The 25,712-nt window shown below is 74.9% G+C and carries 30 protein-coding genes; 13 read left to right on the top strand and 17 right to left on the bottom strand.

Annotation, left to right across the window (positions count from 1 at the left end; genetic code table 11):
• Positions 1 to 4 precede the first annotated feature (4 nt).
• Positions 5 to 1,192 (top strand): alpha/beta hydrolase family protein, encoded by a 1,188-nt coding sequence (locus tag BM414_RS10760; protein WP_093579436.1) that lies wholly within the window; start codon positions 5 to 7, stop codon positions 1,190 to 1,192.
• A gap of 2 nt (positions 1,193 to 1,194) precedes the next feature.
• On the top strand, positions 1,195 to 1,590 hold the full coding sequence (locus BM414_RS10755) for a VOC family protein (protein ID WP_245784647.1): 396 nt from the start codon (positions 1,195 to 1,197) through the stop codon (positions 1,588 to 1,590).
• 109 nt (positions 1,591 to 1,699) lie between these two features.
• Here the strand turns inward: BM414_RS10755 and BM414_RS10750 are convergent, their stop codons facing one another.
• Both BM414_RS10750 and BM414_RS10745 read right to left on the bottom strand, forming a co-directional pair.
• Positions 1,700 to 1,900 (bottom strand): hypothetical protein, encoded by a 201-nt coding sequence (locus BM414_RS10750; RefSeq protein ID WP_093579434.1) that lies wholly within the window; start codon positions 1,898 to 1,900, stop codon positions 1,700 to 1,702.
• Between the two features lie 3 nt (positions 1,901 to 1,903).
• Positions 1,904 to 2,581, bottom strand: coding sequence for a GTP cyclohydrolase II (locus BM414_RS10745; protein ID WP_093579433.1), 678 nt, complete (start codon positions 2,579 to 2,581; stop codon positions 1,904 to 1,906).
• An 88-nt stretch (positions 2,582 to 2,669) separates the two neighbouring features.
• On the opposite strand from BM414_RS10745, the gene BM414_RS10740 reads away from it, so the two are divergent.
• A complete protein-coding gene (locus BM414_RS10740; protein ID WP_245784635.1) occupies positions 2,670 to 3,170 on the top strand; it encodes a MarR family winged helix-turn-helix transcriptional regulator in 501 nt (166 codons plus the stop codon).
• On the opposite strand, the gene BM414_RS10735 is transcribed toward BM414_RS10740, so the two are convergent.
• Genes BM414_RS10735 through BM414_RS10725 form a run of 3 tightly spaced genes read right to left on the bottom strand, consistent with a single transcriptional unit; the run spans position 3,167 to position 5,311 of the window.
• Positions 3,167 to 3,958, bottom strand: coding sequence for an SDR family oxidoreductase (locus tag BM414_RS10735; RefSeq protein WP_093579432.1), 792 nt, complete (start codon positions 3,956 to 3,958; stop codon positions 3,167 to 3,169). The two genes, BM414_RS10740 and BM414_RS10735, sit on opposite strands and share 4 nt — an antisense overlap.
• Positions 3,959 to 3,967: 9 nt before the next feature.
• Positions 3,968 to 4,543, bottom strand: a complete 576-nt coding sequence (locus BM414_RS10730) for a putative glycolipid-binding domain-containing protein (protein ID WP_093579431.1) — start codon at positions 4,541 to 4,543, stop codon at positions 3,968 to 3,970.
• 9 nt (positions 4,544 to 4,552) lie between these two features.
• The gene (locus BM414_RS10725; protein ID WP_217644663.1) at positions 4,553 to 5,311 is read right to left on the bottom strand and encodes an IclR family transcriptional regulator; all 759 of its coding nucleotides are present in this window, start codon (positions 5,309 to 5,311) and stop codon (positions 4,553 to 4,555) included.
• Positions 5,312 to 5,376: 65 nt separating this feature from the next.
• On the opposite strand from BM414_RS10725, the gene BM414_RS10720 reads away from it, so the two are divergent.
• The 4 genes from BM414_RS10720 (at position 5,377) to BM414_RS10705 (ending at position 8,408) form a co-directional block, all read left to right on the top strand.
• Positions 5,377 to 6,354, top strand: coding sequence for a PDR/VanB family oxidoreductase (locus BM414_RS10720; RefSeq protein ID WP_093579430.1), 978 nt, complete (start codon positions 5,377 to 5,379; stop codon positions 6,352 to 6,354).
• Positions 6,355 to 6,365: 11 nt separating this feature from the next.
• Positions 6,366 to 7,613, top strand: a complete 1,248-nt coding sequence (locus tag BM414_RS10715; RefSeq protein ID WP_093579429.1) for a cytochrome P450 — start codon at positions 6,366 to 6,368, stop codon at positions 7,611 to 7,613.
• Positions 7,614 to 7,710: 97 nt separating this feature from the next.
• Positions 7,711 to 7,968, top strand: coding sequence for a hypothetical protein (locus BM414_RS10710; RefSeq protein WP_217644662.1), 258 nt, complete (start codon positions 7,711 to 7,713; stop codon positions 7,966 to 7,968).
• On the top strand, positions 7,965 to 8,408 hold the full coding sequence (locus tag BM414_RS10705; RefSeq protein ID WP_093579428.1) for a hypothetical protein: 444 nt from the start codon (positions 7,965 to 7,967) through the stop codon (positions 8,406 to 8,408). Before BM414_RS10710 ends, BM414_RS10705 begins: the two co-directional genes overlap by 4 nt.
• Before the next feature lie 63 nt (positions 8,409 to 8,471).
• Here the strand turns inward: BM414_RS10705 and mgrA are convergent, their stop codons facing one another.
• Positions 8,472 to 9,503, bottom strand: coding sequence for an L-glyceraldehyde 3-phosphate reductase (mgrA, locus tag BM414_RS10700; protein ID WP_093579427.1), 1,032 nt, complete (start codon positions 9,501 to 9,503; stop codon positions 8,472 to 8,474).
• A 22-nt stretch (positions 9,504 to 9,525) separates the two neighbouring features.
• The gene (locus BM414_RS10695) at positions 9,526 to 10,458 is read right to left on the bottom strand and encodes an aromatic alcohol reductase (RefSeq protein ID WP_245784634.1); all 933 of its coding nucleotides are present in this window, start codon (positions 10,456 to 10,458) and stop codon (positions 9,526 to 9,528) included.
• A 317-nt stretch (positions 10,459 to 10,775) separates the two neighbouring features.
• Here BM414_RS10695 and BM414_RS10690 point away from each other — a divergent pair, with 317 nt between their 5' ends.
• Positions 10,776 to 10,970, top strand: coding sequence for a hypothetical protein (locus BM414_RS10690; RefSeq protein WP_139245790.1), 195 nt, complete (start codon positions 10,776 to 10,778; stop codon positions 10,968 to 10,970).
• Between the two features lie 47 nt (positions 10,971 to 11,017).
• Positions 11,018 to 11,797: a GAF and ANTAR domain-containing protein gene (locus BM414_RS10685; RefSeq protein ID WP_245784633.1), complete on the top strand. Its 780-nt coding sequence runs from the start codon at positions 11,018 to 11,020 to the stop codon at positions 11,795 to 11,797.
• 17 nt (positions 11,798 to 11,814) lie between these two features.
• Here the strand turns inward: BM414_RS10685 and BM414_RS10680 are convergent, their stop codons facing one another.
• The 6 genes from BM414_RS10680 to BM414_RS10655 form a co-directional block, all read right to left on the bottom strand.
• Positions 11,815 to 12,417, bottom strand: coding sequence for a ClpP family protease (locus BM414_RS10680; RefSeq protein ID WP_281246723.1), 603 nt, complete (start codon positions 12,415 to 12,417; stop codon positions 11,815 to 11,817).
• Between the two features lie 160 nt (positions 12,418 to 12,577).
• Positions 12,578 to 13,447 (bottom strand): SDR family oxidoreductase, encoded by an 870-nt coding sequence (locus BM414_RS10675; RefSeq protein WP_093579425.1) that lies wholly within the window; start codon positions 13,445 to 13,447, stop codon positions 12,578 to 12,580.
• A gap of 153 nt (positions 13,448 to 13,600) precedes the next feature.
• Positions 13,601 to 16,483, bottom strand: a complete 2,883-nt coding sequence (locus tag BM414_RS10670; RefSeq protein WP_093579424.1) for a vitamin B12-dependent ribonucleotide reductase — start codon at positions 16,481 to 16,483, stop codon at positions 13,601 to 13,603.
• A 151-nt stretch (positions 16,484 to 16,634) separates the two neighbouring features.
• The gene (nrdR, locus tag BM414_RS10665) at positions 16,635 to 17,177 is read right to left on the bottom strand and encodes a transcriptional regulator NrdR (protein ID WP_093579423.1); all 543 of its coding nucleotides are present in this window, start codon (positions 17,175 to 17,177) and stop codon (positions 16,635 to 16,637) included.
• Between the two features lie 571 nt (positions 17,178 to 17,748).
• On the bottom strand, positions 17,749 to 18,393 hold the full coding sequence (locus BM414_RS10660) for a hypothetical protein (RefSeq protein ID WP_139245788.1): 645 nt from the start codon (positions 18,391 to 18,393) through the stop codon (positions 17,749 to 17,751).
• 118 nt (positions 18,394 to 18,511) lie between these two features.
• A complete protein-coding gene (locus BM414_RS10655; RefSeq protein WP_093579421.1) occupies positions 18,512 to 19,126 on the bottom strand; it encodes a LysM peptidoglycan-binding domain-containing protein in 615 nt (204 codons plus the stop codon).
• Between the two features lie 238 nt (positions 19,127 to 19,364).
• Between BM414_RS10655 and lexA the strand changes: the two genes are divergently transcribed.
• Positions 19,365 to 20,132 (top strand): transcriptional repressor LexA, encoded by a 768-nt coding sequence (gene lexA / locus BM414_RS10650; RefSeq protein ID WP_139245786.1) that lies wholly within the window; start codon positions 19,365 to 19,367, stop codon positions 20,130 to 20,132.
• Between the two features lie 27 nt (positions 20,133 to 20,159).
• Here lexA and BM414_RS10645 read toward each other — a convergent pair whose 3' ends face one another.
• The 3 genes from BM414_RS10645 to hflX all read right to left on the bottom strand — a co-directional run bounded on the left by BM414_RS10645 (position 20,160) and on the right by hflX (position 23,577).
• Entirely contained in the window at positions 20,160 to 21,239 is a 1,080-nt protein-coding gene (locus BM414_RS10645; RefSeq protein WP_245784632.1) for an SMP-30/gluconolactonase/LRE family protein, read from the bottom strand.
• A complete protein-coding gene (locus BM414_RS10640; protein ID WP_245784631.1) occupies positions 21,211 to 21,960 on the bottom strand; it encodes a phosphatase PAP2 family protein in 750 nt (249 codons plus the stop codon). The genes BM414_RS10645 and BM414_RS10640 overlap by 29 nt, the downstream gene beginning before the upstream one ends.
• 114 nt (positions 21,961 to 22,074) lie before the next feature.
• On the bottom strand, positions 22,075 to 23,577 hold the full coding sequence (hflX, locus tag BM414_RS10635) for a GTPase HflX (protein WP_093579559.1): 1,503 nt from the start codon (positions 23,575 to 23,577) through the stop codon (positions 22,075 to 22,077).
• A gap of 162 nt (positions 23,578 to 23,739) precedes the next feature.
• Between hflX and BM414_RS10630 the strand changes: the two genes are divergently transcribed.
• Entirely contained in the window at positions 23,740 to 23,943 is a 204-nt protein-coding gene (locus BM414_RS10630) for a hypothetical protein (protein ID WP_093579420.1), read from the top strand.
• 32 nt (positions 23,944 to 23,975) lie between these two features.
• Here BM414_RS10630 and BM414_RS10625 read toward each other — a convergent pair whose 3' ends face one another.
• Positions 23,976 to 24,572 carry a TetR/AcrR family transcriptional regulator gene (locus tag BM414_RS10625; RefSeq protein WP_175551538.1) on the bottom strand — a complete coding sequence of 199 codons (597 nt, stop codon included), beginning with the start codon at positions 24,570 to 24,572 and terminating at the stop codon, positions 23,976 to 23,978.
• A 63-nt stretch (positions 24,573 to 24,635) separates the two neighbouring features.
• On the opposite strand from BM414_RS10625, the gene BM414_RS28350 reads away from it, so the two are divergent.
• Together BM414_RS28350 and BM414_RS10620 are read left to right on the top strand one after the other, a co-directional pair.
• Positions 24,636 to 25,340, top strand: a complete 705-nt coding sequence (locus BM414_RS28350) for a hypothetical protein (protein WP_175551537.1) — start codon at positions 24,636 to 24,638, stop codon at positions 25,338 to 25,340.
• Between the two features lie 43 nt (positions 25,341 to 25,383).
• Positions 25,384 to 25,707 carry a nuclear transport factor 2 family protein gene (locus tag BM414_RS10620; RefSeq protein ID WP_093579418.1) on the top strand — a complete coding sequence of 108 codons (324 nt, stop codon included), beginning with the start codon at positions 25,384 to 25,386 and terminating at the stop codon, positions 25,705 to 25,707.
• The last annotated feature ends 5 nt before the right edge of the window (positions 25,708 to 25,712 follow it).

The following is a 25,712-nucleotide window of genomic DNA, read 5'->3' as shown; positions in this document are numbered from 1 at the left end:
CACCGTGTTCGAGTACTTCCCCACCGGCCCCTACACCTGGAACCTCAGCGTGGTCGCCACGCTGAACTCCGGCGGGCTCATCGACGAGGTCGACCGCGCCTGCCGGCCGATCAAGGACGCCGCGAACGCCGGCGAGGACGCCGGGACGCCGGACTTCCTGCGCGCCTGGACCGCGCTGACCGACCAGCTCGCCGGCCAGGCCGAGGAGGCGGAGAAGGCGGGGCACGTCCGCACCGCCGGGCAGCTGTGGTTCCGCGCCAGCAACTACCTGGCGCAGGCCGAGCGGATGCTCGCGCACTCCGACCCGAACCGGGTGCCGACCTACCGGCGGATGCTGGAGATCGCGCAGCGGGCGTTCGAGACGCACAGCCCGCGGGTGTCCCGGGTGGAGGTGCCCTACGAGGGGACGACGCTGCCGGCCTACTTCTCCTCCGCGCCGGCCGCCGACGACGGCCCGGTTCCGGTGGTCGTGCTGGTCAACGGGCTGGACTCCACCAAGGAGCACATGTACGCCTCCAACCACTGGGAGGAGCTGGCCGCCCGCGGCATCTCCTGCCTGATGCTCGACCAGCCCGGCACCGGCGAGGCCCTGCGGCTGCAGGGGCTGACCGCCCGGGTCGACACCGAGGCGTGGGGCGCGGCGGCGGTCGACTTCCTGCAGGCCCGGTCCGACGTCGACGGGGACCGCATCGGCATCGTCGGCTGGTCGCTGGGCGGGTACTACGCCCCGCGGGCGGCGGCGTTCGAGAAGCGCTTCGCCCTCTGCGTGGCGTGGGGCGCCAACCACGACTGGGGCGCGGTGCAGCGCCGTCGCCGCCAGCGCGAGGGCGAGCGGCCGGTGCCGCACTACTGGGAGCACGTCCTCTGGGTGTGGGGTGTCGACGGCGACGAGAACGACCTCGACGGCTTCCTCGACTTCGCCGACCAGGTCAACCTCGAGGGCGTCGTCGAGCAGATCACCGTGCCGTTCCTGGTCGCCCACGGCGCCAACGACCGGCAGATCCCGCTGGAGATGGCGCACCGCTCCTACGACCAGGCGGTCAACTCCCCCAAGCGGGAGCTGCGCGTGTTCACCCCGGAGGAGGGCGCGACCGAGCACATCGGCCTGGACCACCTGCCGTACGTGAGCACGTTCGTCGCCGACTGGGTGGCCGACACCTTCGCCGAGCTGGGGCGCGGGGCGACGTCGTGAGCATGCTGTTCGTCAAGCTGCCGGTGCGCGACCTCGCGACCGCGCGCGCCTTCTACGAGGCGCTCGGCTTCCGCATCGAGGAGACCTCCTCCGACGAGGGCGAGGCCGCGGTGGTGCTGGGCGACGAGCTCGTGCTGTCGCTGCAGACCCGGGAACGCTTCGCCGCGCTGCTGCCCGGTGACGCGGGCGATCCCGCCCAGGCGCCCACGGCGGTGCACGCCCTCACCGCGGACAGCCGTGCCGAGGTCGACGACCTGGTCGGGAAGGCGGCGGCCGCCGGCGGCCGGCCGGGGCTGCCCCCGCGCGAGGAGGACGCCAGCTACACCGGCAGCTTCGCCGACCCGGACGGCAACGCCTGGGAGATCGTCTGGATCGACCAGCTGCACGTCATCAACTGAGGAAGGACCCCCCTGCCCCCGTCCGCTCGCACGCTCGCGGGGGACCTTGCAGGGGGGCCGCCCCGGTCGACGGAGTCCGCGACAGGTGACCGCTCGGCGGCGCCCGGGCTCAGGGGACCGGGAACGACCGCCGGGCCAGGCCGATGGAGAAGCCGTCGATCGCGGCCCCGTGGCTGAGGTGCAGCGCCGGCAGCGGGCCGTCGTCGGGCGTCCAGGGCCGGTGCGGGCCGAGCCCGGCGACCTGCCGCAGGTGTGCGGCGACGGGGTGGCGCGGCTGGATGCCCGCGTCGGCCTCGGCGGTCGCCGGCACCGGTCAGCCCGCGAGCGACAGGTCGAGGGTGTGCGCGGTGTGGTCGCGCTTGACGGCGAGGTAGCGGGCGTTGGCCGGCGACAGGTGGACGCCGGTGGGCACCCGCTCGGTCACCTCGACGCCGAGCAGGTCCAGCCCTGCTGCCTTGTCGGGGTTGTTCGACAGCAGCCGCACGCGGTCGGCGCCCACCGCCTGCAGCATCTGCGCCGCGGCGGTGTAGTCGCGCTCGTCCTCGCCGCGGCCCAGCGCGAGGTTGGCCTCGTAGGTGTCGAGGCCGGCGTCCTGCAGGGCGTAGGCGTCGAGCTTGGCGTACAGGCCGATGCCGCGACCCTCCTGGCGCAGGTAGAGCAGGAAGCCGCCGGCCCCGGCGATCCGCTCGGCCGCCTCGCGCAGCTGGGGACCGCAGTCGCAGCGCTCCGAGCCGAAGACGTCGCCGGTGAGGCACTCGCTGTGCGGGCGGACCAGCGGCGCCTCGCCCCCGGCCGCCGAGCGCGCCAGCGCGCCGCGCCAGTCACCGAGCCCGAGCAGCAGGTGCTCCCGGCCGTCGGCGAGCCCGTCGAAGGTGAGCACCTCGGCCGTCGTCACGTACCCGTCGGGGAAGCGCAGCGGCACGGTCACGCGGGTGCGCACCGTCGCTGCCGGCACCGGGGACACGAGGTCCGCGCCGAGGGTGAGGGTCATGCAGACCTCCCAGTCGCTTGTAGCTACAAGCGATGACCCTAGCCCCCGACACTTGAAGCTACAAGTACCCGGGTGGGACGATGCCGTCGTGGAACCCCGGTGGCTGACCGACGACGAGATGGCGGCGTGGCTGCGCCTCGTCGCCGTGGTGGAGCTGCTGCCCGGCGTCCTCGACGGCCAGCTGCGCCGCGACGCCGCGCTGACCCACTTCGACTACCACGTGCTCGCGATGCTGTCGGAGGCGCCGCAGCGCACCCTGCGCATGACCGAGCTGGCCACCCGCACCAACGCGACGCTCCCCCGCCTGTCGCACGTCGTGCGCCGGCTCGAGGAGCGCGGCCTGGTCGAGCGGGCCCCCTGTCCGTACGACGGGCGGGCGACCAACGCGCGCCTCACCGCCGACGGCTGGGCGAAGGTGCGGGAGACCGCGCCGGGTCACCTGGCCACCGTCCGCGAGCACGTCTTCGACGCCCTGACCCCCGAGCAGGTGTCCCAGCTGGAGGCGATCGCGGGAGCGGTCCTGGAACGCCTCGACCCCGAGGGACGGGTGGCCGTGGGGATCGAGGCGGCGGCCCGCCGGCGCGGCTAGCGGTCCCGTGTCGTGTTCCGCACCAGCTTCCGCACGCCGGCGATCCAGCGGCCGGGGTCGGCGGCCTTCTGCGCCCAGTAGGTGCCCACCTCCGGGTGCGGCAGGATCAGGAAGCGCTCGTCGGCGAGCCCCTCGACCACCGACTGCGCGACGTCCTCGGGTGTGATGACCTGCCCCGACGCCACCACCACCGCCGCCGCGGCCTCGCCCTGCTCGAGCGGGTCGAGCAGCAGCGGCGTGGCCACCCCGAGCGGGCAGAGGGCACTGACGCCGATGCCTCGGTCGCCGTAGGTGACCGCCAGCCACTCCGCGAACGCGACGGCGCCGTGCTTGGTCACGGTGTACGGGGCGTCGCCGGGCGTGGTGAGCAGGCCGGCCGCCGAGGCCACGTTGAGCAGGTACCCGCTGCCCCGCTCGAGCATCGACGGGAGCACGGCGCGGGCCGCGTACACGTGGGCGAGCACGTTGACGGCGAAGACCTGCTCCCACACGGCGGTCGGCGTCTCCACCCCGCCGCCGGAGAAGACGCCGGCGTTGGAGCAGAACAGGTCGATCCGCCCGTGCGCGTCCAGCGTCCGCCCGACCAGCGCCGCGACGGCGGCCTCGTCGGTGACGTCGGTGGTGTCCGATGTCCCGCCGATCTCGGCCGCGACCCGCTGCGCGGCGTCGCCGTCCCGGTCGCTCACGACGACGGCGGCCGCGCCCTCGGCGGCGGAGCGGCGGGCCAGCGCGGCACCGATGCCGCTGCCCGCCCCGGTGACCACGACGACGGCGTCCTGGAGTTCCATGCCCCGGTCCTACTCCGCTCCGCCACCGCCCGCGACGCGGGTGGCCATGCCGGTGTACTCGACGACCAGGCCGTCGTCGTCGACGGTGAGCTCGAAGGCGCCGTGCGCGTCGTCGGCGTACCGCCACGCCGACGGGCCCAGCCGGCGGTAGGTCTGGTCGACCCGGGTCACCCCGAGGGCCGGGACGTCGACCCAGGCCACCGGGGTGGTCACCTCCTGCCCGGCGGCCAGCGCCGCCAGCCGCCGGATCGGGAGGGTGTTGGTCAGCGGGGTGGCGGCGACGTCGACGTCCACGCAGCCGTCGAGCTCCGGCGCCCGCTCGCCGTCGCGCTTCCACCGGCGGTCGTCGTCGGCGGTCAGGAGCAGGCGCCGCTCGCCCTCGGCGGACACCGACGACACCGCGACCCGGCGGGTCGCCCACGCGTCGTCGACCTCCACCCGGAACGAGCAGGCGAGCAGGGTCTCCGGACCGGCCAGCACCTCGGTGCCGTGGAACAGCCATCCGCCGGCCCGAGGCTCGACGCGCGCCAGGCTGTGCCCGGCGTCCTCGTCGGTCCGCCGCCACGCCACCACCCGGGTCTCCATGCGCGCAGGCTAGGAGCCGCCACCGACACCCAGGGCACGCCCGATGCCGCGGGCGGCGGCGAGCAGCACCGGCACCGCCGAGGGCGCACGGTCGTCGTTCGGCACGATCACCGACAGCGCCGCGACCACCTCGCCGAGCCCGTTGCGCACCGGCACCGCGACGCCGGTGGCGTCGGCGTGCACGTGCCCGGCCAGCAGCGCCCACCCCTGCCGGCGCACCTGCTCGAGCAGCGCCCGCAGCCGTGCCGGTGAGGTGACCGTCGCGGCGGTGTAGCGCTCCAGCGATCCCGCCAGCACCCGCTCCTGCAGGTCTGCCGGGCCGTAGGCGAGCAGCACGACCCCCGACGACGAGAGGTGCACCGGCAGCCGCCCGGCGATCCGCGAGAAGTTGACGACGGCGTCGCGCGCCGACAGCCGCTCGAGGAAGAGCACGTCGTCCCCGTCCCGGACCGCGAGCTGCGCGTGGTGGCCGACGACGGCGTGCAGGTCCTCCAGGTAGGGCATCGCGGCGTCGCGCAGCGAGCGGGTGGGCGAGGCCCGGGAGGCCAGCTCCCACATCCGCACGCCGATCCGCACGCGGCGGTCGGGCGCCCGCTCGAGCAGGCCGTGCCCGGCGAGCTGCCCGACGATCCGCGACGCCGTCGCCACGTGCAGGCCGGCCCGGCGGGCGACCTCGGTGACGCTCAGCTCCGGCTCGTCGGACGTGAACGCCTCGAGGACGCGGACGGCGCGGGACAGCGAGGACTCCCCCGTCGCGGTGCGCGGCACGACGTGACTCTCGTCCATTGAGACGGCGTTGTCCACGTCACACCTCCGGGGTCCACGCTTCTGTCGTGACCGTCACCACCCCCGCCGTCGCCCCGGCCGGCGCCGACGTCGCCACGCTGCGCGTCGTCGGCAAGCAGGTGCAGGCCGAGGGCGTCCTCACCCTCGACCTCGCCGCGCCGTCGGGCGGGCGGCTGCGGGACTGGACGCCGGGCTCGCACGTCGACCTCGTGCTCCCCAACGGGCTCACCCGGCAGTACTCGCTGTGCGGCGACCGCTTCGACCCCACCACCTACCGCGTCGGGGTGCTGCTCGAGCCGGAGAGCCGCGGCGGCTCGGCGTACGTGCACCGCGAGCTCGCGGTGGGCGACGTGGTCGGGATCGGCGGCCCGCGCAACAACTTCCCCCTGGTGCCCGCGGACACGTACCTGTTCGTGGCCGGTGGCATCGGCATCACGCCGCTGCTGCCGATGGTGCGCCAGGCCGAGATGCTCGGCGCCGACTGGCGGCTGCTCTACGGCGGCCGGACCCGGCGGTCGATGGCGTTCCTCGACGAGCTGTCCGCCCACGGCGAGCGCGTGCTGGTCCGGCCGCAGGACGAGACCGGCCTGCTCGACCTGGCCGGCTTCCTCGGCGGACCGCGGCCCGGCGTCCGGGTCTACTCCTGCGGCCCCGCTCCCCTGCTCGCCGCCATGGAGGCCGCGTGCGCGGAGTGGCCGCCGTACACGCTGCGCACCGAGCGCTTCGTCGCCGCGGACGGCGGTGCCCCGGCGCGCACCGCACCGTTCGAGGTCGAGCTCGCCCGCACGGGGACGACCGTGACCGTGGACCCGGGCAGCACGGTCCTCGAGGCGCTCGACCGGGTCGGCGTCGAGGTGCTGTCCTCCTGCCGGCGCGGGGTGTGCGGCACCTGCGAGACGACGGTCCTGGCCGGCCGTCCCGACCACCGCGACGCCCTGCTCGACGACGACGAGCGGGCCGCCGGCGACTGCATGTACGTGTGCGTGTCCCGCTCCCTGGACGACCGCCTCGTCCTCGACCTCTGACCGGAGTCCCCATGACCGTCACCACCGCGACCGCCACCACCGCGACCGCCACCACCGCGACCGCCACCACCGCGACCGTCCCCACCAGCGACGTCGACCCGTTCTCCCACGAGGTGCTCGAGGACCCGCTGCCGATGCACGCCGAGCTGCGCGACGCCGGCCCGGTCGTGCTCCTGTCCCGCCACGACGTCTTCGCGATGGCGCGGTACGACGAGGTGCACGCGGCGCTGGTCGACTGGCAGGGCTTCCAGTCGGCGGCCGGCGTCGGCATGTCCAACTTCCGGTACGAGGAGCCGTGGCGGCCGCCGAGCCTGCTGCTCGAGGCCGACCCGCCGCGGCACGACGCCCCCCGCCGGGTGCTGCAGAAGGTGCTCGGGCCCCGGGCGCTGCGCCGGCTGCACGAGCGCTGGCGGGCCGACGCCGAGGCGCTGGTGGACGAGGTGCTCGCCGCCGGGACCGAGTTCGACGCCGTCCCCGCGCTGACCTCGGTCTTCCCGCTGCGGGTCTTCCCCGACGCGGTGGGCATCGGCCAGGAGGGGCGGGAGAACCTGCTGCCCTACGGCGACCACGCGTTCAACGCCTTCGGCCCGTCCAACGACCTGGTGGCCAAGGGGGCGCCCCGGGTTGCCGAGCTGTCGGGCTGGGTGGCCGCGCAGTGCCGGCGGGAGGCACTGGCGCCCGAGGGGTTCGGTGCCGACATCTGGGCGGCCAGCGACCGCGGTGACATCACGCCGGAGATGGCGCCGCTGGTCGTCCGCTCGCTGCTGACCGCCGGCGTCGACACCACGGTGCACGGGCTGTCCGCCGTCCTCTACGCGTTCGCCACCCATCCCGACCAGTGGGCGCGGCTGCGGTCGGACCCGTCCCTGTCCCGCGTCGCCTTCGACGAGGCGGTGCGCTGGGAGTCGCCGGTGCAGACGTTCTTCCGCACCGCCACCACCGACGTGCGGATCGGCGACACCGTCGTCCCCGAGGGCCGCAAGATCCTGATGTTCCTTGCCGCGGCCAACCGCGACCCGCGCCGCTGGGCCGACCCCGACGCCTTCGACCTCTTCCGCGACCCGTCCGGGCACGTCGGCTTCGGCATGGGCATCCACCAGTGCGTCGGCCAGCACGTGGCGCGGCTGGAGGCCGAGTCGCTGCTCACCGCGCTGGCCCGCCGGGTGCGGACGATCGAGCTCGCCGGCCCCACGGTGCGGCACCACAACAACACCCTGCGCGCGTGGGAGAGCATCCCGGTCCGGATGACGCCGGCCTGAGCCCCAGGGCGACCGCATCGCGCGCGGTCGTGTCGTGTGCAACCGCCCCCCGGGGGTAGGGCTCAGCAGACCGGAACGCCGAGCAGAGGAGTCCGCCATGACCGTCCCCGACACGACCACCCGCGACGCCGCGACGGGCACGCGCGACATCAAGTCCCACGAGACGACCAGCTTCGCCGACCTCGGCAAGGAGATGTGGTCCTACCTCACCGGCAAGGGCGCGGCGATCAACTACGAGTTCGTCGACATGATCGTCGAGGTGCCGCGCGAGACCGGGCCCGAGGCGCCGCGCGCCATCTGGCGGCTCAACGGCACCCTGCGGATCACCACCGCCGAGAACGCCAGCCGGGGATGACCCCGGAGGGCGGCCGTCCCCCGGAGCGCGCCCTCGACGTCACCGCCGACCTGTCCGTCGAGGTCGACGGCGTCCCCGTGCGGGTGCAGGCGTCGGGCGCGGAGATCGAGGTCACCTCCCCGGACGTCCGGCGGCTGTTCGCCGCGGTCCGCGTGGCCGGCGGGGCGGCGACACAGGCCTCCCCCGGTCGCGCCGAGCTGGCCAGGGTGGCCGACACGCTGGCCGCCAATGGGCTGACCGCCCGGCTCGACGGGCCGTCCGGGCGGGTGCTCAGCCTCGGGGCCGACGTCGACTCGGCGGCCGGCTCGGCGCTGCTGGGCACGCGGCGCGCACGGCTGCACCCGGCGGGCGCACTGCGCAGCAGCGGTCCCGCTCCGGCGGCCGCCGCCGCGCTCCTGCTGGCCGTCCTGGCCGTCCTGGCCGGCCGTCGCCGGCGCTGAACGACAGCACCCCCGCGCGATCCCGGCCGCCGTCCCTCCCGGGGACGGCGGCCGGTGCGCGTCTCAGGCGGTGCGGGCGCCGGCCCAGAGGTCGATGCCGGCGTCGACGGCGTGCCCGTCGATGCGGGCGAGCTCCTCGTCGCTGAAGTCGAGCCGGTCGAGCGCGCCGACGTTCTGCTCCAGCTGGGTCACGCTGCTGGCGCCGATGAGCACGCTGGTCACCCGCTCGTCGCGCAGCGCCCACGCCAGCGCCATCTGCGCCAGGCTCTGACCGCGCTCCTGCGCCAGGTCGTGCAGTGCCCGCACGTGTGCCAGCGCCTCGTCGCTGAGCAGGTCGGTCGACAGCGACTTGCCCTGGGTGGCCCGCGAGCCCTCGGGGATCCCGGACAGGTACTTGTCGGTGAGCATCCCCTGGGCCAGCGGGGAGAAGGCGATGCACCCGGCGCCGACGTCGGCGAGGGTGTCGAGCAGGCCCTCGGTCTCGATCCAGCGGTTGAGCATCGAGTAGCTCGGCTGGTGGATCAGCAGTGGCGTGCCGAGGTCGGCCAGGATCGCCGCGGCCCTCGCGGTGTCCTCCGGGGAGTACGACGAGATGCCGGCGTAGAGCGCCCTGCCCGACCGGACGGCGGTGTCCAGCGCGCCCATCGTCTCCTCGAGCGGCGTCGTCGGGTCCGGCCGGTGGGAGTAGAAGACGTCGACGTGGTCCAGGCCCATCCGCTGCAGCGACTGGTCGAGGCTGGCCAGCACGTACTTCCGCGAGCCGCCGCCCTGGCCGTAGGGGCCCGGCCACATGTCCCAGCCGGCCTTGGTGGAGAGGACCAGCTCGTCGCGGTACGGGCGGAAGTCGTCGCGCAGGTGCCGGCCGAAGTTAGTCTCGGCGCTGCCGTAGGGCGGGCCGTAGTTGTTGGCCAGGTCGAAGTGCGTGATCCCGAGGTCGAAGGCGCGCCGGAGGATCGCGCGCTGGCGGTCCAGCGGGACGTCGTCGCCGAAGTTGTGCCACAGCCCGAGGCTGACCGCCGGGAGGTCCAGCCCGCTGCGGCCGGTGCGGCGGTAGGTCATCGAGTCGTAGCGGTTCTCGGCGGCGGCGTACGTCATGGGTGCGATCCTGCCGGGACGCTCAGGCCGCTGCCCGGTCGCCGCCGGACAGGTGGGCCGCCAGGACCTCCTCCGCCGTCGTCCAGGAGCGCGGGCCGTAGCGGTCGTTGGCGAGCAGGTGCAGCTTCGCGTCGCCGCTGAACATGCTGTCGAAGTACTGCATCCCCTGCCAGGCCGGGTACAGCTCGCCCGGCGCCGGGGCGATCCGCCGGCCGAGGCCGGCCATCACCCGCAGCAGCGGCACCCCGCCGGCGTACAGGGGGCGGAACCGGCGCCCGGTGAGCCGCGTCATCGTCTCCGCCAGGTCCCGCGAGGACACCGAGTCGCCGGCGATCTGCAGGAAGCGCGGTGCGCCGGGATCCAGGACGGCGTCGGCCGTGTATCCGGCGACGTCGTCCTTGGTGGTGAAGTCCAGCGGCTGGTCGGCGGCGCCCCAGTAGAGGACCCGCCCGCGGTCGAAGAGCACCAGCGGCGCCTGGCCGGTGAGCATGTCGGCGAACGCGCCGTTCAGCACCGAGGTCGCCCGGATCGGGGCGGCGTCCAGCCGGAGCATGAACTCCCGCCGCAGCTCGAGGTTGCGGTTGGTGCCCGGCGGGAGGGTGCGGTGGTCGGCGGAGAAGTCCGACGGCACGAACCTCGGCACCCCGGCCGCGACGGCCGCGTCGAGCAGCCGCGACTGCGCGTCCACGACCACCGGCCGCAGCCCGCTCACGGCCGAGACGACGACGTCGGCACCGGCGCACGCCTCCTGCAACGCCGCGGGATCGGCGTAGTCCGCCACGACGACCGTCGCGCCGAGGCCGCGGACGCGTGCGGCGGCCGCCGGGTCCGAGCCGGGACGGGTGAGCGCCCGCACGACGGCGCCGCGGTCGAGCAGTTCCCGGGCGAGGCGGCCGCCGAGGTCACCGGTCGCGCCGGCGAGCAGGACGGTGGTCAGCGGGGAGGTCGGGGGCACCGGCCCCACGGTAGGTCGGCGCCGGAGCCCCCGCGCGGGAGCAGGCCGGGCCCTCGCCCGTGCTGATTCGTCCCGCCACCGGGTGCTGCGGCACCGGCTCACCGGCCCGCACGCGGGCACCTCCGAGCCGCTGGTCGAGAACCTGCCCGGCTTCCCCGACAACGCGAGCCCGGGCAGCGAGGGCTGCTGTGGGTGGCGGTCACCGCGCCGCGCAACGCGCTGCTCGACCGGCTGCTGCCGCTGCCCGGCGTCCTGCGGCTGCTGCTGTGGAACGTGCCGGAGCGGGTGCGGCCGGCGGCGGCGCCGATCGCGTGGGGATGGCCTTCGACCCCGCCGACGGCCGGCGGGTGCACGACCTGCGCGCCACCGACGCCGGCTACGGCTTCGTCACCGCGGTGGCCGAGCGCGGCGGCACCGTCGTCGTCTCCGGTCCGCACGGGGACGGCGTCGCGGTGCTGGAGCCGGTCGCGGTGCTGGAGCCGGTCGCGGCGCTGGACCCGCCGGGGCGCTGACTCGCCGGGTGGTGCGCGCGGAGCCGGAGGGGCCTACCGTCCGGAGGGTGTCCGGGGGTCCCGACCGCTCCGGGCGGTCCGCGCAGCGCGAGGGAGCCCGCCCTGAGCCGACCGATCTCGGTGAGCTCATGGAGCAGGTCGCCCGCACGCTGCAGGCGGAGCACGGCGACGTCTCGGCGACGCTCGAGGCCATCACGGCGGCGGCGGTGCACTCGGTGCCCGGCTCGGACGACTGCGGCATCACGCTGGTCCTCGACCGACGGCGGGTGGACTCCCGGGCCCCGACCGGCGCTCTCCCCCGCGAGGTCGACCGGTTGCAGGAGCGGGTCGGCGAGGGCCCGTGCCTGGACGCGGTCCAGACCGCGCGGACCGTCCGCATCGACGACATCTCCGGGGAACAGCGGTGGCCACGCTTCACCGGCGAGGCCGCCGCGCTGGGCGTCGGCAGCATGCTGTCGTTCCAGCTGTTCGTGACCGGGTCCGGACTCGGCGCGCTCAACCTCTACGCGCGGGCTCCCCACGCGTTCGGCGAGGAGTCGGAGAGCATCGGCCTGGTCTTCGCCAGCCACGCCTCCATCGCCCTGGCCGGCGCGCAGCAGGAGGACCGGCTGCGGACCGCCATCGCCAGCCGGGATCTCATCGGCCAGGCCAAGGGCATCCTCATGGAGCGCCACCGGCTCACCGCGGACCAGGCCTTCGCCGTCCTCGTCCGGGCCTCCTCGCACACCAACCGCAAGCTCGCCGACATCGCCGAGGAGCTGTCCACCACCGGCGTCCTGTCCGCGCCGGTCCCGGCTCCCCCGGCGCCGGGCGGCATCGGCGGCTGACCCGGCGCCCGCTCCGGTCAGCGCGCGGGGACGGGCAGGCCCGCCGCCGAGGCGACGACGTGGTCGACGAGCCCGTACGCGCGGGCCTCCTCCGGGGTGAACCACCGGTCCCGGTCGGAGTCCCGCTCGATCTGCTCCACGCTCTGCCCGGTGTGCTGCGCCTGCAGCTCGTCCACCTCGCGCTTGAGCGTGCGCAGCATGTCGGCCTGGACGGCGATGTCGGACTGCGTGCCCCCGACCCCGCCCGAGGGCTGGTGCACGAGGATCCGGGTGTGCGGCAGCGCGAACCGCTTGCCCGGCGTGCCGGCCGTCAGCAGGAACTGCCCCATCGAGGCGGCCATCCCGAACGCGTAGGTGGCGACGTCGCAGTCCAGGGACCGCATGGTGTCGAAGACGGCCAGCCCGGCGGTCACGGAGCCGCCCGGTGAGTTGACGTACAGGGAGATGTCGCGCCGCGGGTCGTCGGCGGCCAGCAGCAGCATGCGCGCGCACAGCTGGTTGGCCACCTCGTCGTCCACCTGGGTGCCCAGGACGACGATGCGCTCGTGCAGCAGCCGGTCGGAGACGGCGTCCTGCAACCCGGGACTGCCGCCGGCCTCTCGCATGGTCGGGACGTGCACGGGGACCTCCTGGACGACTCGGGGACGACGACGCCCGTAGTCGACCGCAGAACGGCCTCGAGATGGCGCGGTTCCGCCATTCGCGCAGTTCTTGTGCCGTCGGTGAAATGGCGTTGACGTCGACCGGCCTCGGTCCCGGCGGCCGCGCGCACCCGCAGGCTCATGCCGGCCCGCGCAGCAACCGCTCCAACGGGGTGGCGGGACGGCCGGTCAGGTCCTCGACGGCGCTGCTCACGCCCGCCAGCTCACCGGCCGCGATGGCGGTGTACGTGGACACCCAGGCCTCGACCTGCCAGCCGGGGGCGCCGTAGGAGGCGCGGGACGCGAAGGCCTCCTCCACCGTCTCCGCGTGGTAGCGGACGGGCCGGCCGGTGACGGCGGTGATCGTGTCGGCCACCTCGGCGAGGGTGAGCGGCTGCGGGCCGGTGAGGTCGTGGGTGCGCCCGGCGTGCGCAGCGGGGTCGCGCAGGACGGCGACCGCGGCATCGGCGACGTCGTCCTGGGCGACCGCCGCCACCCGCCCGTCGTTCGCCGGGCCGCGGATCACGCCGTCCTCCCCCACCAGGCCGGGGAGGAAGTCCGCGTACAGCGAGTCGCGCAGGAACGTGTGCACCAGGCCGCGGGTCCGGACGTGCTCCTCGGTGGCCCAGTGGTCGCGGGCCAGCGTGAAGGTGGCGTCCGGCGCCGCGCCCTGGAAGGAGAGGTAGACGAGGTGCTCCACACCGGCGGCCGCCGCGGCGTCGACGAAGGCCCGGTGCTGGTCGACCCGGTCGGCCGACTCCGACGCCGAGACCATGAAGACGGTGCTCGTGCCCTCCAGCGCCCGGCGGACGGCGTCCCCGTCGCCGTAGGGCGCGGCGACGACGGTCGCACCCGGGAGGTCCGGCGCGCGGGACGGGTCGCGCACCAGCAGCCGCTGCGGGACGCCGGCGGCGGCGAGCCGGCGGGCGACGCGGCCGCCGACCTGACCGGTGGCGCCGGTGACGGCGACGGGGACAGCGACGGGGACGGCACCGGGGACAGGGCTCAACGGGACTCCTCGGTTCGGCTGCGGGGCTCGCGCCGGATCCTGCCCTCCGCCGGTCCGGCCGCCGTGGCGAGCACCGGCGATGGCCGCGAACGGCCGGTGCCCCGGCCCCGCGGAGTGCGGGACCGGGGCACCGGTCGGGCGTGCCTGCTCGGATCAGCTGCAGCCGCTGGTGGAGCCGCAGCCCTCGCAGACGTAGCAGCTGCCGGCCGGGCGCATCTTCGTGCCGCAGGTCATGCACAGCGGCGCGTCGGTGGCGGTCCCGGTGACCAGCTCGAGCAGCTCGGCCGAGGAGTGGGCCTCCTTGACCGACTTCGGGCCCTCGGGGGTGACCTTCTCCTGCGCCACGCTCTTGGTCTCGGTCTCGGTGGGCACCGAGCCGCGCAGCGCCTCGACGTCGACCTCCTCCGCCTCGACGACCTCCGCGGTCGAGGCCGACCCGTAGCTGCCCGCCACCTGGGCGGCCCGCTCCTCGGCGCTGAAGATGCCGAGGGTGGCGCGGGTGTCGACCGGCAGGTGGTCGAGGGCCAGGCGGCGGAAGATGTAGTCCATCACCGACTGGGCGATCCGGATGTCCGGGTCGTCGGTCATGCCGGCCGGCTCGAAGCGCATGTTGGTGAACTTCTGGATGTAGGTCTCCAGCGGCACACCGTGCTGCAGCGCGATCGAGATGCCGATCGAGAAGGCGTCCATGACACCGGCCAGGGTCGAGCCCTGCTTGCCGAGCTTGAGGAACACCTCGCCGAGGCTGCCGTCCTCGTACATCCCGGCCGTCATGTAGCCCTCGGCACCGGCGACGCTGAACGACGTCGTCATGCTCTGCCGCTTCTTGGGCAGCCGGCGGCGCACCGGGTGCGACGTCGTGGTGACCGGCGCGGCCTCGGCCTCGACCGGGGCCGTGGCCTTCTTGGCCTTGGCGTCGGACAGCGGCTGGCCGACCTTGCAGTTGTCGCGGTAGATCGCCAGCGCCTTGAGGCCGAGCTTCCAGCCCTGGAAGTAGATGTTCTCGACGTCCTCGACGGTCGCCGTCTCCGGCATGTTGACCGTCTTGCTGATCGCGCCGGAGATGAACGGCTGCACCGCGGCCATCATGCGGACGTGGCCCATCGGGGAGATGGCCCGCTCACCCATGGCGCAGTCGAACACCTCGTAGTGCTCCGGGCGCAGGCTCGGCGCGTCGACCACGTGGCCGTGCTCGGCGATGAACTCGACGATCGCCTCGACCTGCTCGTCCTGGTAGCCCAGGCTCTTCAGCGCCCGCGGGACCGTCTGGTTGACGATCTGCATGGACCCGCCGCCGACCAGCTTCTTGTACTTGACCAGCGAGAAGTCCGGCTCGATGCCGGTCGTGTCGCAGTCCATCATGAAGCCGATCGTGCCGGTGGGGGCCAGCACGGAGGCCTGGGCGTTGCGCCAGCCGAACTCCCCGCCGATCTCCAGGCACTCCTGCCACTGGGCGGTCGCGACGCGCAGCACGTCGGCGTCGTCGGCGCCGACCGGGCGGATGGCGTCGTTGGCCGCGGCGTGCTTGCGCATGACACGGGCGTGCGCGTCGGCGTTGCGGGCGAAGCCGTCGTAGGCGCCGACGATGCCGGCCAGCTCGGCCGATCGGCGGTAGGCGGTGCCGGTCATCAGCGAGGTGATGGCCGCGGCCAGCGTCTGGCCGCCGCGCGAGTCGTAGGCGTGGCCGGTGGCCATCAGCAGGGCGCCGAGGTTGGCGTAGCCGATGCCCAGCTGCCGGTAGGCGCGGGTGGTCTCACCGATCGGGTCGGTCGGGAAGTCGGCGAAGCAGATGGAGATGTCCATCGCCGTGATGACCACCTCGACGGCCTTGACGAAGGTCCTGGCGTCGAAGGTCCCGTCGTCCTTGAGGAACTTCATGAGGTTCAGGGACGCCAGGTTGCACGAGCTGTTGTCCAGGCTCATGTACTCCGAGCAGGGGTTGGACGCGTTGATCCGGCCCGTCTCGGGGTTGGTGTGCCAGTCGTTGATCGTGTCGTCGTACTGGATGCCGGGGTCGGCGCACTCCCACGCGGCCTTGGTGACCTTGCGGAACAGCTCCTTGGCGTCGACGGTCTCGATCACCGAGCCGTCCATGCGGCCGCGCAGGCCGAAGTCGGTGCCGTCCTCGACCGCACGCATGAACTCGTCGGAGACGCGGACGGAGTTGTTGGCGTTCTGGTACTGGACGCTGGTGATGTCCTTGCCGCCGAGGTCCATGTCGTACCCGGCGTCGCGCAGCGCGCGGATCTTGTCCTCCTCGCGCGCCTTGGTCTCGACGAACTCCTCGATGTCGGGGTGGTCGATGTCGAGGACGACCATCTTGGCCGCGCGCCGGGTGGCGCCACCGGACTTGATGGTCCCGGCGGAGGCGTCGGCGCCGCGCATGAAGCTGACCGGGCCCGAGGCGGTGCCGCCGGAGGACAGCAGTTCCTTGGACGAGCGGATGCGGGAGAGGTTCAGGCCGGCGCCGGAGCCGCCCTTGAAGATCAGCCCCTCCTCCCGGTACCAGTTGAGGATCGAGTCCATCGTGTCGTCGACGGCGAGGATGAAGCAGGCGCTGACCTGCTGCGGCGCGCTCGTGCCGACGTTGAACCACACGGGGCTGTTGAAGCTGAACACCTGGTGCAGCAGCATCCAGGTCAGCTCGTGCTCGAAGACCTCGGCGTCGCCCTCGCTGGCGAAGTAGCCGTGCTCGCGGCCGGCCGCGCCGTAGGTGAGCACCACCCGGTCGATGAGCTGGCGCAGGCTGGTCTCGCGCTGCGGGGTGCCCACGGCGCCGCGGAAGTACTTCGTGGTGACGATGTTGGTGGCGTTGATGCTCCACTCGGCGGGGAACTCGACGCCGCGCTGCTCGAAGTTGATCGAGCCGTCACGCCAGTTGGTCATGACGACGTCGCGGCGCTCCCACGTCACCTCGTCGTAGGGGTGGACGCCCGCGGTGGTGTAGACCCGCTTGACCTTCAGGCCCTTCCCCCTGGTCGGCGCCTTGGCGGCCCGACGCGTGCGGCCTGCCGGGCGGTCCTCGATCTCGGTCACGAGCTCTCCCTCGGTGAGTGGTCCAGGCGGCTGGGGAAGAGAGCCGACCTGTTTCTAGCGGGCGGTACTGACGTTTTCTGGCGGTGCAGAGGGTGGTGCGAACGGTGGTGCGGGGGCCGGCGACGCTGCCGGCGGGTGTCGGGGACGGCGGTCAGCCGTCGCGGGCGGGTGAGGGGGTGCGGGCGGGTCCCCGGCGGCGCGGCGCCGGCTCGATCTGCATGCCGGGCAGGGGCGGGGTGCCGCCACGGTGGTGGCGGGCCCGCAGCTCGGTGATCTCCTTCTCGAAGTCCTCGACCGAGCTGAAGGCGCGGTAGACGCTGGCGAAGCGGAGGTAGGCCACCTCGTCGAGCTCCCGCAGCGGCTGCAGGATGGCCAGTCCCACCTCGTTGCTGGGCACCTCGGCCACGCCGCTGGCGCGGACGGCGTCCTCCACCTGCTGGGCGAGCTGCTGGAGCTGGTCCTCGTCGACCGGGCGGCCCTGGCAGGCCCGCCGCACACCGGCGACGACCTTGGCGCGGTTGAACGGCTCGCTCACCCCGCTGCGCTTGACGACGGCGAGCACCGCCTCCTCCACGGTGGTGAAGCGGCGACCGCAGGCCGGGCACGAGCGGCGGCGGCGGGTGGTGGCCCCCTCGTCGGCCTCGCGCGAGTCGATCACCCGGCTGTCGGGGTTGTGGCAGAACGGGCAGCGCACTGCGGTTCACCTCCTCCGTGGATCCCTCGTCCGGACCGGTGTCCCGGTGCAGCCGGCTGGTGCCGGCGGGCCGCTCGCGAGCCGCCCGCCGGCCGTCGTCCTGTGGACCTCTCTGGGGACATCCGGTGGACACCCCGTGGAGGGCCTGAGGACGACCTGTGGACGACTCCCACCGGTGCAACTACTAGATGTAGGGGGACAGTAGGCCGCGCTCCACTACATCTGCAAGACGGGGATCCGCGTGTCTGTTCCGCCGCGATGCGCTCGTGACCCGGTGGTGACCAGGCGCGACCACGTTCCCCACCCGTCACACGACACGCCGGGTGCTCCCGCGTGTCGGCGCGCGACAGCCGTTCCGCGGGTGTATCCGGCGGACGCCGTGGGCCTCCCGAAGGCGCCCGGGACGGGCCGCCCCACCCGGCCGGGGACGCGCAGGAGCGCCGGAGGCGGCGGCGAGCCCGGAGGCGGGGACGGGCCCGGACGCGACGAGCCCGGACGCGACGGGCCCGGACGCGACGGACGGCCGGGGAACCGGCGGCCGCCGCCGGGCCGGCGGGCGCCCGGCGCCGGGTCAGGCCGGAGGACGGACCGCGGGCCGGCCGCCGCGCAGGTTCGGGACCAGGTCGCCGAGCCGGATCGGCCGGGTGAGCAGGTCCGGCTCACCGGCGGTGTCACCGGCAGTGCCGACGGCCGTGTCAGCGGTCAGGTCGACGGTCAGGTCAGCGGCCGGGTCGGCGGAGTCGTCGAGGGCCGGGGCAGCACAGGGAACGGCCGGCATCTCGGCGGTCGCCGCCCGATGGCGGCCGGAGCCGGCCGGCGCGCGGTGGCGGCCCGCGGCGGACGCGGCGACCGCGGGCTGCTCGGCGGTGACGTCGCCGCCGTGCCGCCGGGTGGGGCGGCGTGCCGATCGGGCGCCCGGCGCGCCCGCGGGACGGCCGACCGCGGACATGACCACCGTCCCCGGGGTGTCGCCCGGCACCTCGGTCATCGCAGGAGCCAGGGACAGGTGCCGCTCGGGGAGCCGCACGCCGGCGAGGTCCGTCCAGCTCTCCCGGCCCCCCGCGTCGCGCACCACGACCAGTGCCTGGGCGCCGCCCGTCTCGTCGACCCGCCAGCCGAGCATGGCGCCCGGCAGCCAGGCGCCGTCCACGGAGACCTCGACGTCCTGCGGGACCCGGAAGGACACCGCTGCACTGCTGTTCACGGCTGCTGACACGCTCTTGACCGTAAGTGCCCCGGCGACCCCGCCCGGTGACCGACCGGGCCCGGATGGTTGACGAACTCACCGACGCCGCCTCGTCACTTCTCAGGCATGACGACCCGGGCCGGGACGCCTACGGCAGGCGGAGGACCTGGCCGGCGACCAGGGCGGACCCCTCGAGGTCGTTGAGCTGCTGGATCGCGTCGACCACGGCGCGCACGTCCTGACCGGGACCGGCGACCTCACCGGCGATGGACCAGACGGTGTCGCCCTGCTGGACGACCACGCTGCTCTCCCCCACGAGCTGCAGGCCCGGGTCGGGGGCGAGGAACTCCCGCCCCAGGGCCGCGCCGCCCACGCCCGCCGCCAGCACCAGCGCGACCACCAGGCGGCGCCCGCGGCGGGTCAGCCGCACCGGCGCGGGCGCAGGGGCGCACCGGACGCGGACGTCCCCGCGGACCGGCCCCGAGCGCGCCGGCCGGCCGCCGGGGCGGGCCGGGTCGCGGCGGGCGCGGGGGGCCTCGGCCGACGGGCCCCCGGCCCGCACCGCCTCCGGAGCCGGCAGGTCGGGGACCGGCCGCAGGTGACCGGTGACCCGTAGGCCCGAGCCCGGCAGGGCCGCCCGGGGAGCCGCCTGCGCCGGACGGCCGGCCGGCCGCGCGTCGCCGGTGGCGCCGTCGAGCAACGGCCGCCACGGGACCCGGACCGCCGCGTCGAAGTCCAGCACTGCCTGCCGCACGCCGCCCATGACCACTCCTCCTCGACTGACCCACCCGATCGAACACGCGTTCGACTCCGAACACGTGTGCGGATGTCTACCGCACGCGGACGACGGGATCGAGTCGGCACGGCGTGTCCTTCGAACACACGTTTGAACCTGCGGGGTCCACGCGCTACGGTCCGTGCGGGCGCACCGCCCGCCGACCGGTCCGCAGGGCCGGGAGGTCGACGGACGGGCCGCGGGATGCGGCCGGCGAGGAGGAGACGTGGCGGGCACGAGCGGAACCGGCCAGGGCACGCGCGGCGGCGGGACGGCGGCCCGCCGGCCGGCCACGGACGGCGTGGACGGCGGCGGCGCGGTCCGCACCTTCCCCGACCGCGGCGAGGCCGGCGACGGCCTCACCCAGCGGCAGCGCCGGGTCCTCGAGGTCATCCGCGACTCGATCGAGCGGCGCGGCTACCCGCCCTCGGTGCGCGAGATCGGCGAGGCGGTCGGCCTGTCGTCGGCGTCCTCGGTGGCCCATCAGCTCTCCGTGCTGCAGAAGAAGGGCTGGCTGCGGCGCGACCCGAACCGGCCGCGCGCCCTGGACGTCCGGCTCCCCGGGGACGCCACGGCCGAGTCCGCGTCGGCAGCCCCCGCCACGCCCGACGGCACCACCGCGCCCACCTACGTGCCCCTGGTCGGGCGCATCGCCGCCGGTGGGCCCGTGCTCGCCGAGCAGGCGGTCGAGGACGTGTTCCCGCTGCCCCGCGAGCTCGTCGGCGAGGGCACCCTGTTCATGCTGCGCGTCGCCGGTGACTCGATGGTCGACGCGGCCATCTGCGACGGCGACTGGGTGGTCGTGCGCCAGCAGCCCACCGCCGAGAACGGCGAGATCGTCGCCGCGATGCTCGACGGCGAGGCCACGGTGAAGACCTACAAGCGCCGGGACGGGCACGTCTGGCTGCTGCCGCACAACCCGGCCTACGAGCCGATCCCCGGCGACGAGGCGACCATCCTCGGCCGCGTCGTCACCGTCCTGCGGCGGGTCTGACCGGAGGTCCGCCTGCCGGCGCGGCGGTCAGGCGCCGGCGGGGGGACCGGCCGAACGGCGGCGGCGGATGCGTCCGCCGATCCAGACCAGCACGGTCGCCACGATCGCGGCGGCCGCCCCGGCGGCGACGGGCGAGACCCCCGTGCCGTCGTCCTCGAGCAGGGCCGACAGCGCCGGGTCGGCCGCGGCGCCCCCGCTCGGAGGAACCGCCGCCGTGGCCGCCGGGATGGGCACCAGGGTGACGTCGCCGGGCACCCCCTCCCCCGCCACGAGCAGTCCACTGCCGTCGGCAGTGAAGGAGACCGCCTCGCCCTGCGGCGCGTCGGGCAGGGCGATCCGCACCGGCTCGGCGGCCAGCGCGGCCGGCACGTCGGAGCCGGCGAGCGGCCAGACGTAGGCGTCCGTGTAGGTGCGCAGCGCGATCCGGCTGCCGTCGCGCGCCACGGCCCCGCCGGTCACGAGCAGCTGCCCGGCCCGACCCACCGGTCCACCGGGTGTGCCGGTCAGGGTGAACGTCACCGTCCCGACGTCGACGAGCGGCACCGTGCCGCCGTCGACGAGCGGCGCGGCAGGCCGGTAGACGTGGCTGGCGCCGAGCACCTCCTTGGTCACCACGTACAGGGTGCCGTCGGGAGCGAGCAGCAGCGCCTCGGCGTCGTGCGGGCCGTCGGGATAGGTCAACCGGTACAGCGCCGTGACGCCGTCGGGACGCAGCGCGATGAGCGCGACCGTGGCGCGGGTGGCGTTGTTGTCGCCGGTGTCGGCGAACCACACGGTGCCGTCGGCCCCGACGCCGAGGTCCTCGGGGTCGTAGGGGTCCAGCCCGGCGGTGGTCACGTCGACCACCTGGCACGCGCCGTCGAGCACGTGGACCGCGACCTGGTCCCCGCCGTCGACCATGGCCAGCATCCGGTCGCCGACGTCGACCAGCCCGGAGAGCTCGGTCAGCCGCGGATCGGTGACCTGGCAGCGCACGGACGGCGCGGCCGGCTCCTCGGCGCTCGCGGGGACGACCGGCAGCAGCGCGAGGCCGAGCCCGAGCAGCACCGCCGGGACCCGGCGGGGGTGCTCGACGGCGTCACGCAGGGGAGCGGCCGGCTCGTGCACTCGCCCAGCGTGACACCACGAGCGCGTCGAGTGCGTGAACCACGCCCAGCAGCAGCACCCCGACGGAGGCGCCCACGACGGCGTCGGTGACCCAGTGGAAGTCCAGGGACACCATCGCGATCCCGGTCGCCGCCGGCCCGACGACGCTGAGCCACCACAGCGTCCGCTGCACCCCCGCCCCGAGCCGGTACTCGACCGCCTGCCAGTGCGCGACGCCCCACATCAGCACGGCGTTGGCCACGTGCCCCGACGGGTAGCTGGCGCCGTCGCGGTGGAAGAAGGAGCCCGGGTACGCCGGTGCGGTGCGGCCGGTGCCGAACTTGAACGCGTAGACGACCACGGTGAGCAGCACCAGCGCGGTGAGCACCCGCACCAGTGGTGCGAGCGTCCGCTGCCGCACGCACAGCCAGCCGACCAGGGCGGCCAGCACGATGAGGATGGCGCCGCGGCCGCCGAGCTGGGTGACCGCCCAGACCGGCCAGTAGGCGGGTGAGTCGCGCAGGTCCCAGGCGCTGACCACCTCGGAGACCTCGAGGTCGAGCCGCTCGAGCACCCCGCGGCTGAGCAGGTCGACGGTGACGCCGACGGTGACCACGAGCGCTCCGAGCAGCAGCCACCACGACGGGCGCCCGGGGGTCACCACCGGATCGGGCGGGACACCGGCGTCTCCCGGCTCCCCGGACGGCGCGCCGGGACTGCGCCGCACCACGCCGCTGGTCACCCGGTCACGGTACCGGGCCGTGACACGTCCGTGACCTCGGCGACCGCGGACGGCGAGCCGCCCGGGCACCCGGCGCGGAGCCGGGCACCCGGGCGGGTGCGCAGGACGGGCCGGTCAGCCGACGGGGGCGGCGAACTGCTCCAGCGCGGCGGCCAGGCCGCCGTCGACGCGGGCGCTGAGCCGGGTGCCGGCCTCCTCGTGCTGCTCGCTGAGGACCTCGCCGTCACGGTGCACCCGCGCCACGAGGTCGCCGCGGTCGTAGGGCACCAGGACCTCGACCTCGACGTCCGGGTGGGGCAGCCGGGCGGCGACGATCTCCCGCAGCCGCTCGATGCCCTCACCGGTGCGGGCCGAGACCCACACCGCGCCCGGCAGCGCCTGGCGCAGGGTCAGCACGTCGTCCTCGGTCATGGCGTCGACCTTGTTGACGACGATCAGCTCGGGCACCGCCGCGGCGTCGATCTCGCGGAGCACGACGTGCACCGCGTCGATCTGGCCGAGCGGGTCGGGGTCGGAGCCGTCGACGACGTGCAGCAGCAGGTCGGCGCCGGCCACCTCCTCCAGCGTCGAGCGGAAGGAGTCGACCAGCTGGTGCGGCAGGTGCCGGACGAAGCCGACGGTGTCGGTGAGCGTGTACTCGCGGCCGTCGGGCGACTGCGCCCGGCGCACCGTCGGGTCGAGGGTGGCGAACAGCGCGTTCTCCACCAGCACGCCTGCACCGGTCAGCCGGTTGAGCAGGCTGGACTTGCCGGCGTTGGTGTACCCGGCGATCGCCACGCTCGGGACGGCGTTGCGGTCACGGCCCGAACGCTGCGTCGCCCGCGCGGTCGCCATGCCGGCGATCTCGCGGCGCAGCTTGCTGACCCGCGACCGGATGCGCCGGCGATCGGTCTCGATCTTGGTCTCACCGGGGCCGCGGGTACCGATGCCGCCACCGCCGGCGACGCGGCCACCGGCCTGCCGGGACAGCGACTCACCCCAGCCGCGCAGGCGCGGCAGCATGTACTGCATCTGGGCGAGCTCGACCTGCGCCTTGCCCTCCCGGCTGGTGGCGTGCTGGGCGAAGATGTCGAGGATCAGCGCGGTCCGGTCGACCACCTTGACCTTGAGGATCTTCTCCAGCGCGTTGAGCTGCCCCGGGGTCAGCTCACCGTCGCAGATCACGGTGTCGGCACCGGTCGACGCGACGATGTCGCGGATCTCGGCGGCCTTGCCCGAGCCGACGTAGGTGCCGGCGTCGGGCTTGTCCCGTCGCTGGCTCACCGCCTCGAGCACCTCCGAGCCGGCGGTCTCGGCCAGCGCGGCGAGCTCGGCCAGCGAGCGGTCGGCGTCGGCCTGGGTGCCCTCGGCCCACACGCCGACGAGCACGACGCGCTCGAGGCGCAGCTGCCGGTACTCGACCTCGCTGACGTCGGCGAGCTCGGTGGACAGCCCCGCCACGCGCCGCAGCGCGCCACGGGCCTCGAGGTCGTAGGAGCCGGTGGTGTCGTCGGCCTCGTCCCACTGGCCCGCCGGAGCGGGGCGCAGGGACTCCGGCGCGGGCGTCGGGGTCCCCTCCGCGCGCTCGGCGCGGTCCTGCGCGGCAGCGAGCACGGCGCGGTTCTGTGCGGTCGTCATCGGGTCCAGCGTGACACGCACGCCGTCCCCGGTCACCTGGGTTGTCGTCTCTTGAGTCGTCATACGGCCGGTACAACACCGGAACGGGTCACGTGCATCCCGCCGGGAGGCGGGTAGGGCTGCGAGTGACAGGGAACGACGCCATCCCCGAGGAGGCCCTCCGTGAGCACCAGCAGCGACGCCGGCAACGACGACCCCGGCCGCGACCCCGCCGGCCTCGAGGTCCCACGCAACCTCTTCGGCGGCGCCGACCAGGACACCGGGGCCGGCGCGCCGCGCGGCACCGGCAACGTGGGCCCCGGCGACAAGCCCGAGGCGCCGACCGACGACCCGGAGACCCGCGCCGACACCCCAGACAACCCCTAGACCGTCCGCGGTCCGCCGGCACCCGGCCGCGGTCAGAGTCCCGCCTCGACCATGTCGAGGGTGCGCTCCACGGCACGGTCGCGGCGGTCCGGCGGCAGCCGGCGCAGTGGGCCCTCGGTGAGGAGCACCGCCAGCCCGTGCACCGCCGCCCAGGCAGCAGTGGCGGCGTCCGGCCGGCGCGCCTCGTCGAGCACGCCGGCCGAGACCAGGTCGGCGATGCAGGACTCGAGGACGCCGAACGGATCGGCGTCCGGCAGGCGGCCACGGTCGTGACGGTTGGCCACCTGGAACAGGCCGGGCTCCTCGAGCACGTACTCCACGTAGGCCCGCCCCGAGGCACGGAACCGGCGCCGCGCGTCGGTCGCGGCGTCCTGCGACGGCGCCACCTCGGAGATCCGCAGCGCCAGGCGCTCGGCGAGCCGGCGGCGGGCGACGTTCCCCACGGCCACCAGCAGGTCCTCCAGCCCCTCCGGGAAGTGCCGGTACGCGGCGGAGGCGGACACGCCCAGGCCGGCAGCGAGCCGGTTGAGCCCCACGGCCGCCTCCCCACCCTCACTGGCCGCGGCGACGCCGGCGTCGACGAGGGCGGCCTTCAGGTCGCCGTGGTGATAGGTCGTCCGTGCGGCCACGACGTCATCCTGCCATCGATGTTGACATCGTTCACACGACCCTCCTATGTTGGTACCGTTCACATGGGAGGTGCGCGAGTGTTCGTGTCCTGGACGGCGCTGGAGCTGACCACGCCCGCCGCGGCGTGTCCGTGGCGTCCTGCCGGCGCCACGGTCAGCCAGGCGGGGATCGCCGGCCCCGGCCGGGCCGAGCTGCCCGAGGCGGTGGGCTCGTGGTGGTCGGTGCTCGGCACCTGGGAGGACCCGGCGGCAGCGCTCGCGGCGGCGCCGGCGCCCGGCGCGTCCGTGCGCGGCGCATGGCACGTCGTCCTGCAGCCGGTGTCCTACCGGGGGGACGCGGTGCTGTCCGGCGGCGCGCGGCCCTTCGACCGGCTCCCGCACCGTGGCAAGGTCGCCGGCGCGGCGGCCGTGATCACGCTGGCCGGGCTGTCTGCCAACGCCGGACGCACCGGGGAGTTCCTCGACCGCTTCGCCTCCCTGGGCCGCCAGGTGCGCGACGCGCCCGGCTCGTGCGCCGCCCTCGTCCAGGCCCCCGAGGACGGCGCCGTCCTCACCTTCTCCGCGTGGCGCACGCTGCGCGACGCCGTCACGTGGGCCTACCACCGGCCCGACCACGCCGCGACCGTCGCCCGCCAGGAGACGCACCCGATGCTCGACAGCACCGGCTTCCTGCGCTGCGCCGTCCTCGGCAGCACCGGGACCTTCGACGGCACCGACCCCCTGGCCGGCCTGACCGGCACCCCCGTCCACGCACAGGAGACCCCGTGACCGATCCCGAGCAGCACGACCCCGTCGCCGCGTACGGCGCTGGCTGGCCACCGACGACCAGGAGCGCCTCGCCCTGCTGGAGCAGGCGTGGGCACCCGACGGCGTCTACTGCGACCCGCTCGCCCTCGTCACCGGTCGCGAGGCGCTCGCCGCGCACATCGCCCGGACACAGGCGTCACTGGCGGGCGGGCGCGTCGAGGTGACCAGCGAGCCCGCGCGCCACCACGACAGCGCCCTGTTCCACTGGCGGATCACCGACGCCGCCGGCGCCACGGTGCTCACCGGCCTCGACGTCGTCCAGGTCGACGACGCCGGCCGCATCCGGCGCCTGACCGGCTTCTTCGACCAGGCCCCAGCCGCGGGGTGACGCGC

Source organism: Geodermatophilus amargosae (assembly GCF_900116515.1).
Classification (GTDB): Bacteria; Actinomycetota; Actinomycetes; order Mycobacteriales; family Geodermatophilaceae; genus Geodermatophilus; species Geodermatophilus amargosae.
This window is presented reverse-complemented; position numbering and strand designations above follow the sequence as displayed.

What these genes read in the sequence shown, in the direction of transcription:
- BM414_RS10755 (WP_245784647.1), top strand. Translation starts at nt 1,195, where the DNA reads ATGCTGTTCGTCAAGCTGCCGGTGCGCGACCTCGCGACCGCGCGCGCC.
- BM414_RS10745 (WP_093579433.1), bottom strand. Translation starts at nt 2,581, where the DNA reads ATGACCCTCACCCTCGGCGCGGACCTCGTGTCCCCGGTGCCGGCAGCG.
- BM414_RS10735 (WP_093579432.1), bottom strand. Translation starts at nt 3,958, where the DNA reads ATGGAACTCCAGGACGCCGTCGTCGTGGTCACCGGGGCGGGCAGCGGC.
- BM414_RS10730 (WP_093579431.1), bottom strand. Translation starts at nt 4,543, where the DNA reads ATGGAGACCCGGGTGGTGGCGTGGCGGCGGACCGACGAGGACGCCGGG.
- BM414_RS10715 (WP_093579429.1), top strand. Translation starts at nt 6,366, where the DNA reads ATGACCGTCACCACCGCGACCGCCACCACCGCGACCGCCACCACCGCG.
- BM414_RS10710 (WP_217644662.1), top strand. Translation starts at nt 7,711, where the DNA reads ATGACCGTCCCCGACACGACCACCCGCGACGCCGCGACGGGCACGCGC.
- BM414_RS10705 (WP_093579428.1), top strand. Translation starts at nt 7,965, where the DNA reads ATGACCCCGGAGGGCGGCCGTCCCCCGGAGCGCGCCCTCGACGTCACC.
- mgrA (WP_093579427.1), bottom strand. Translation starts at nt 9,503, where the DNA reads ATGACGTACGCCGCCGCCGAGAACCGCTACGACTCGATGACCTACCGC.
- BM414_RS10690 (WP_139245790.1), top strand. Translation starts at nt 10,776, where the DNA reads ATGGCCTTCGACCCCGCCGACGGCCGGCGGGTGCACGACCTGCGCGCC.
- BM414_RS10655 (WP_093579421.1), bottom strand. Translation starts at nt 19,126, where the DNA reads ATGGGCGGCGTGCGGCAGGCAGTGCTGGACTTCGACGCGGCGGTCCGG.
- hflX (WP_093579559.1), bottom strand. Translation starts at nt 23,577, where the DNA reads ATGACGACCGCACAGAACCGCGCCGTGCTCGCTGCCGCGCAGGACCGC.
- BM414_RS28350 (WP_175551537.1), top strand. Translation starts at nt 24,636, where the DNA reads ATGGGAGGTGCGCGAGTGTTCGTGTCCTGGACGGCGCTGGAGCTGACC.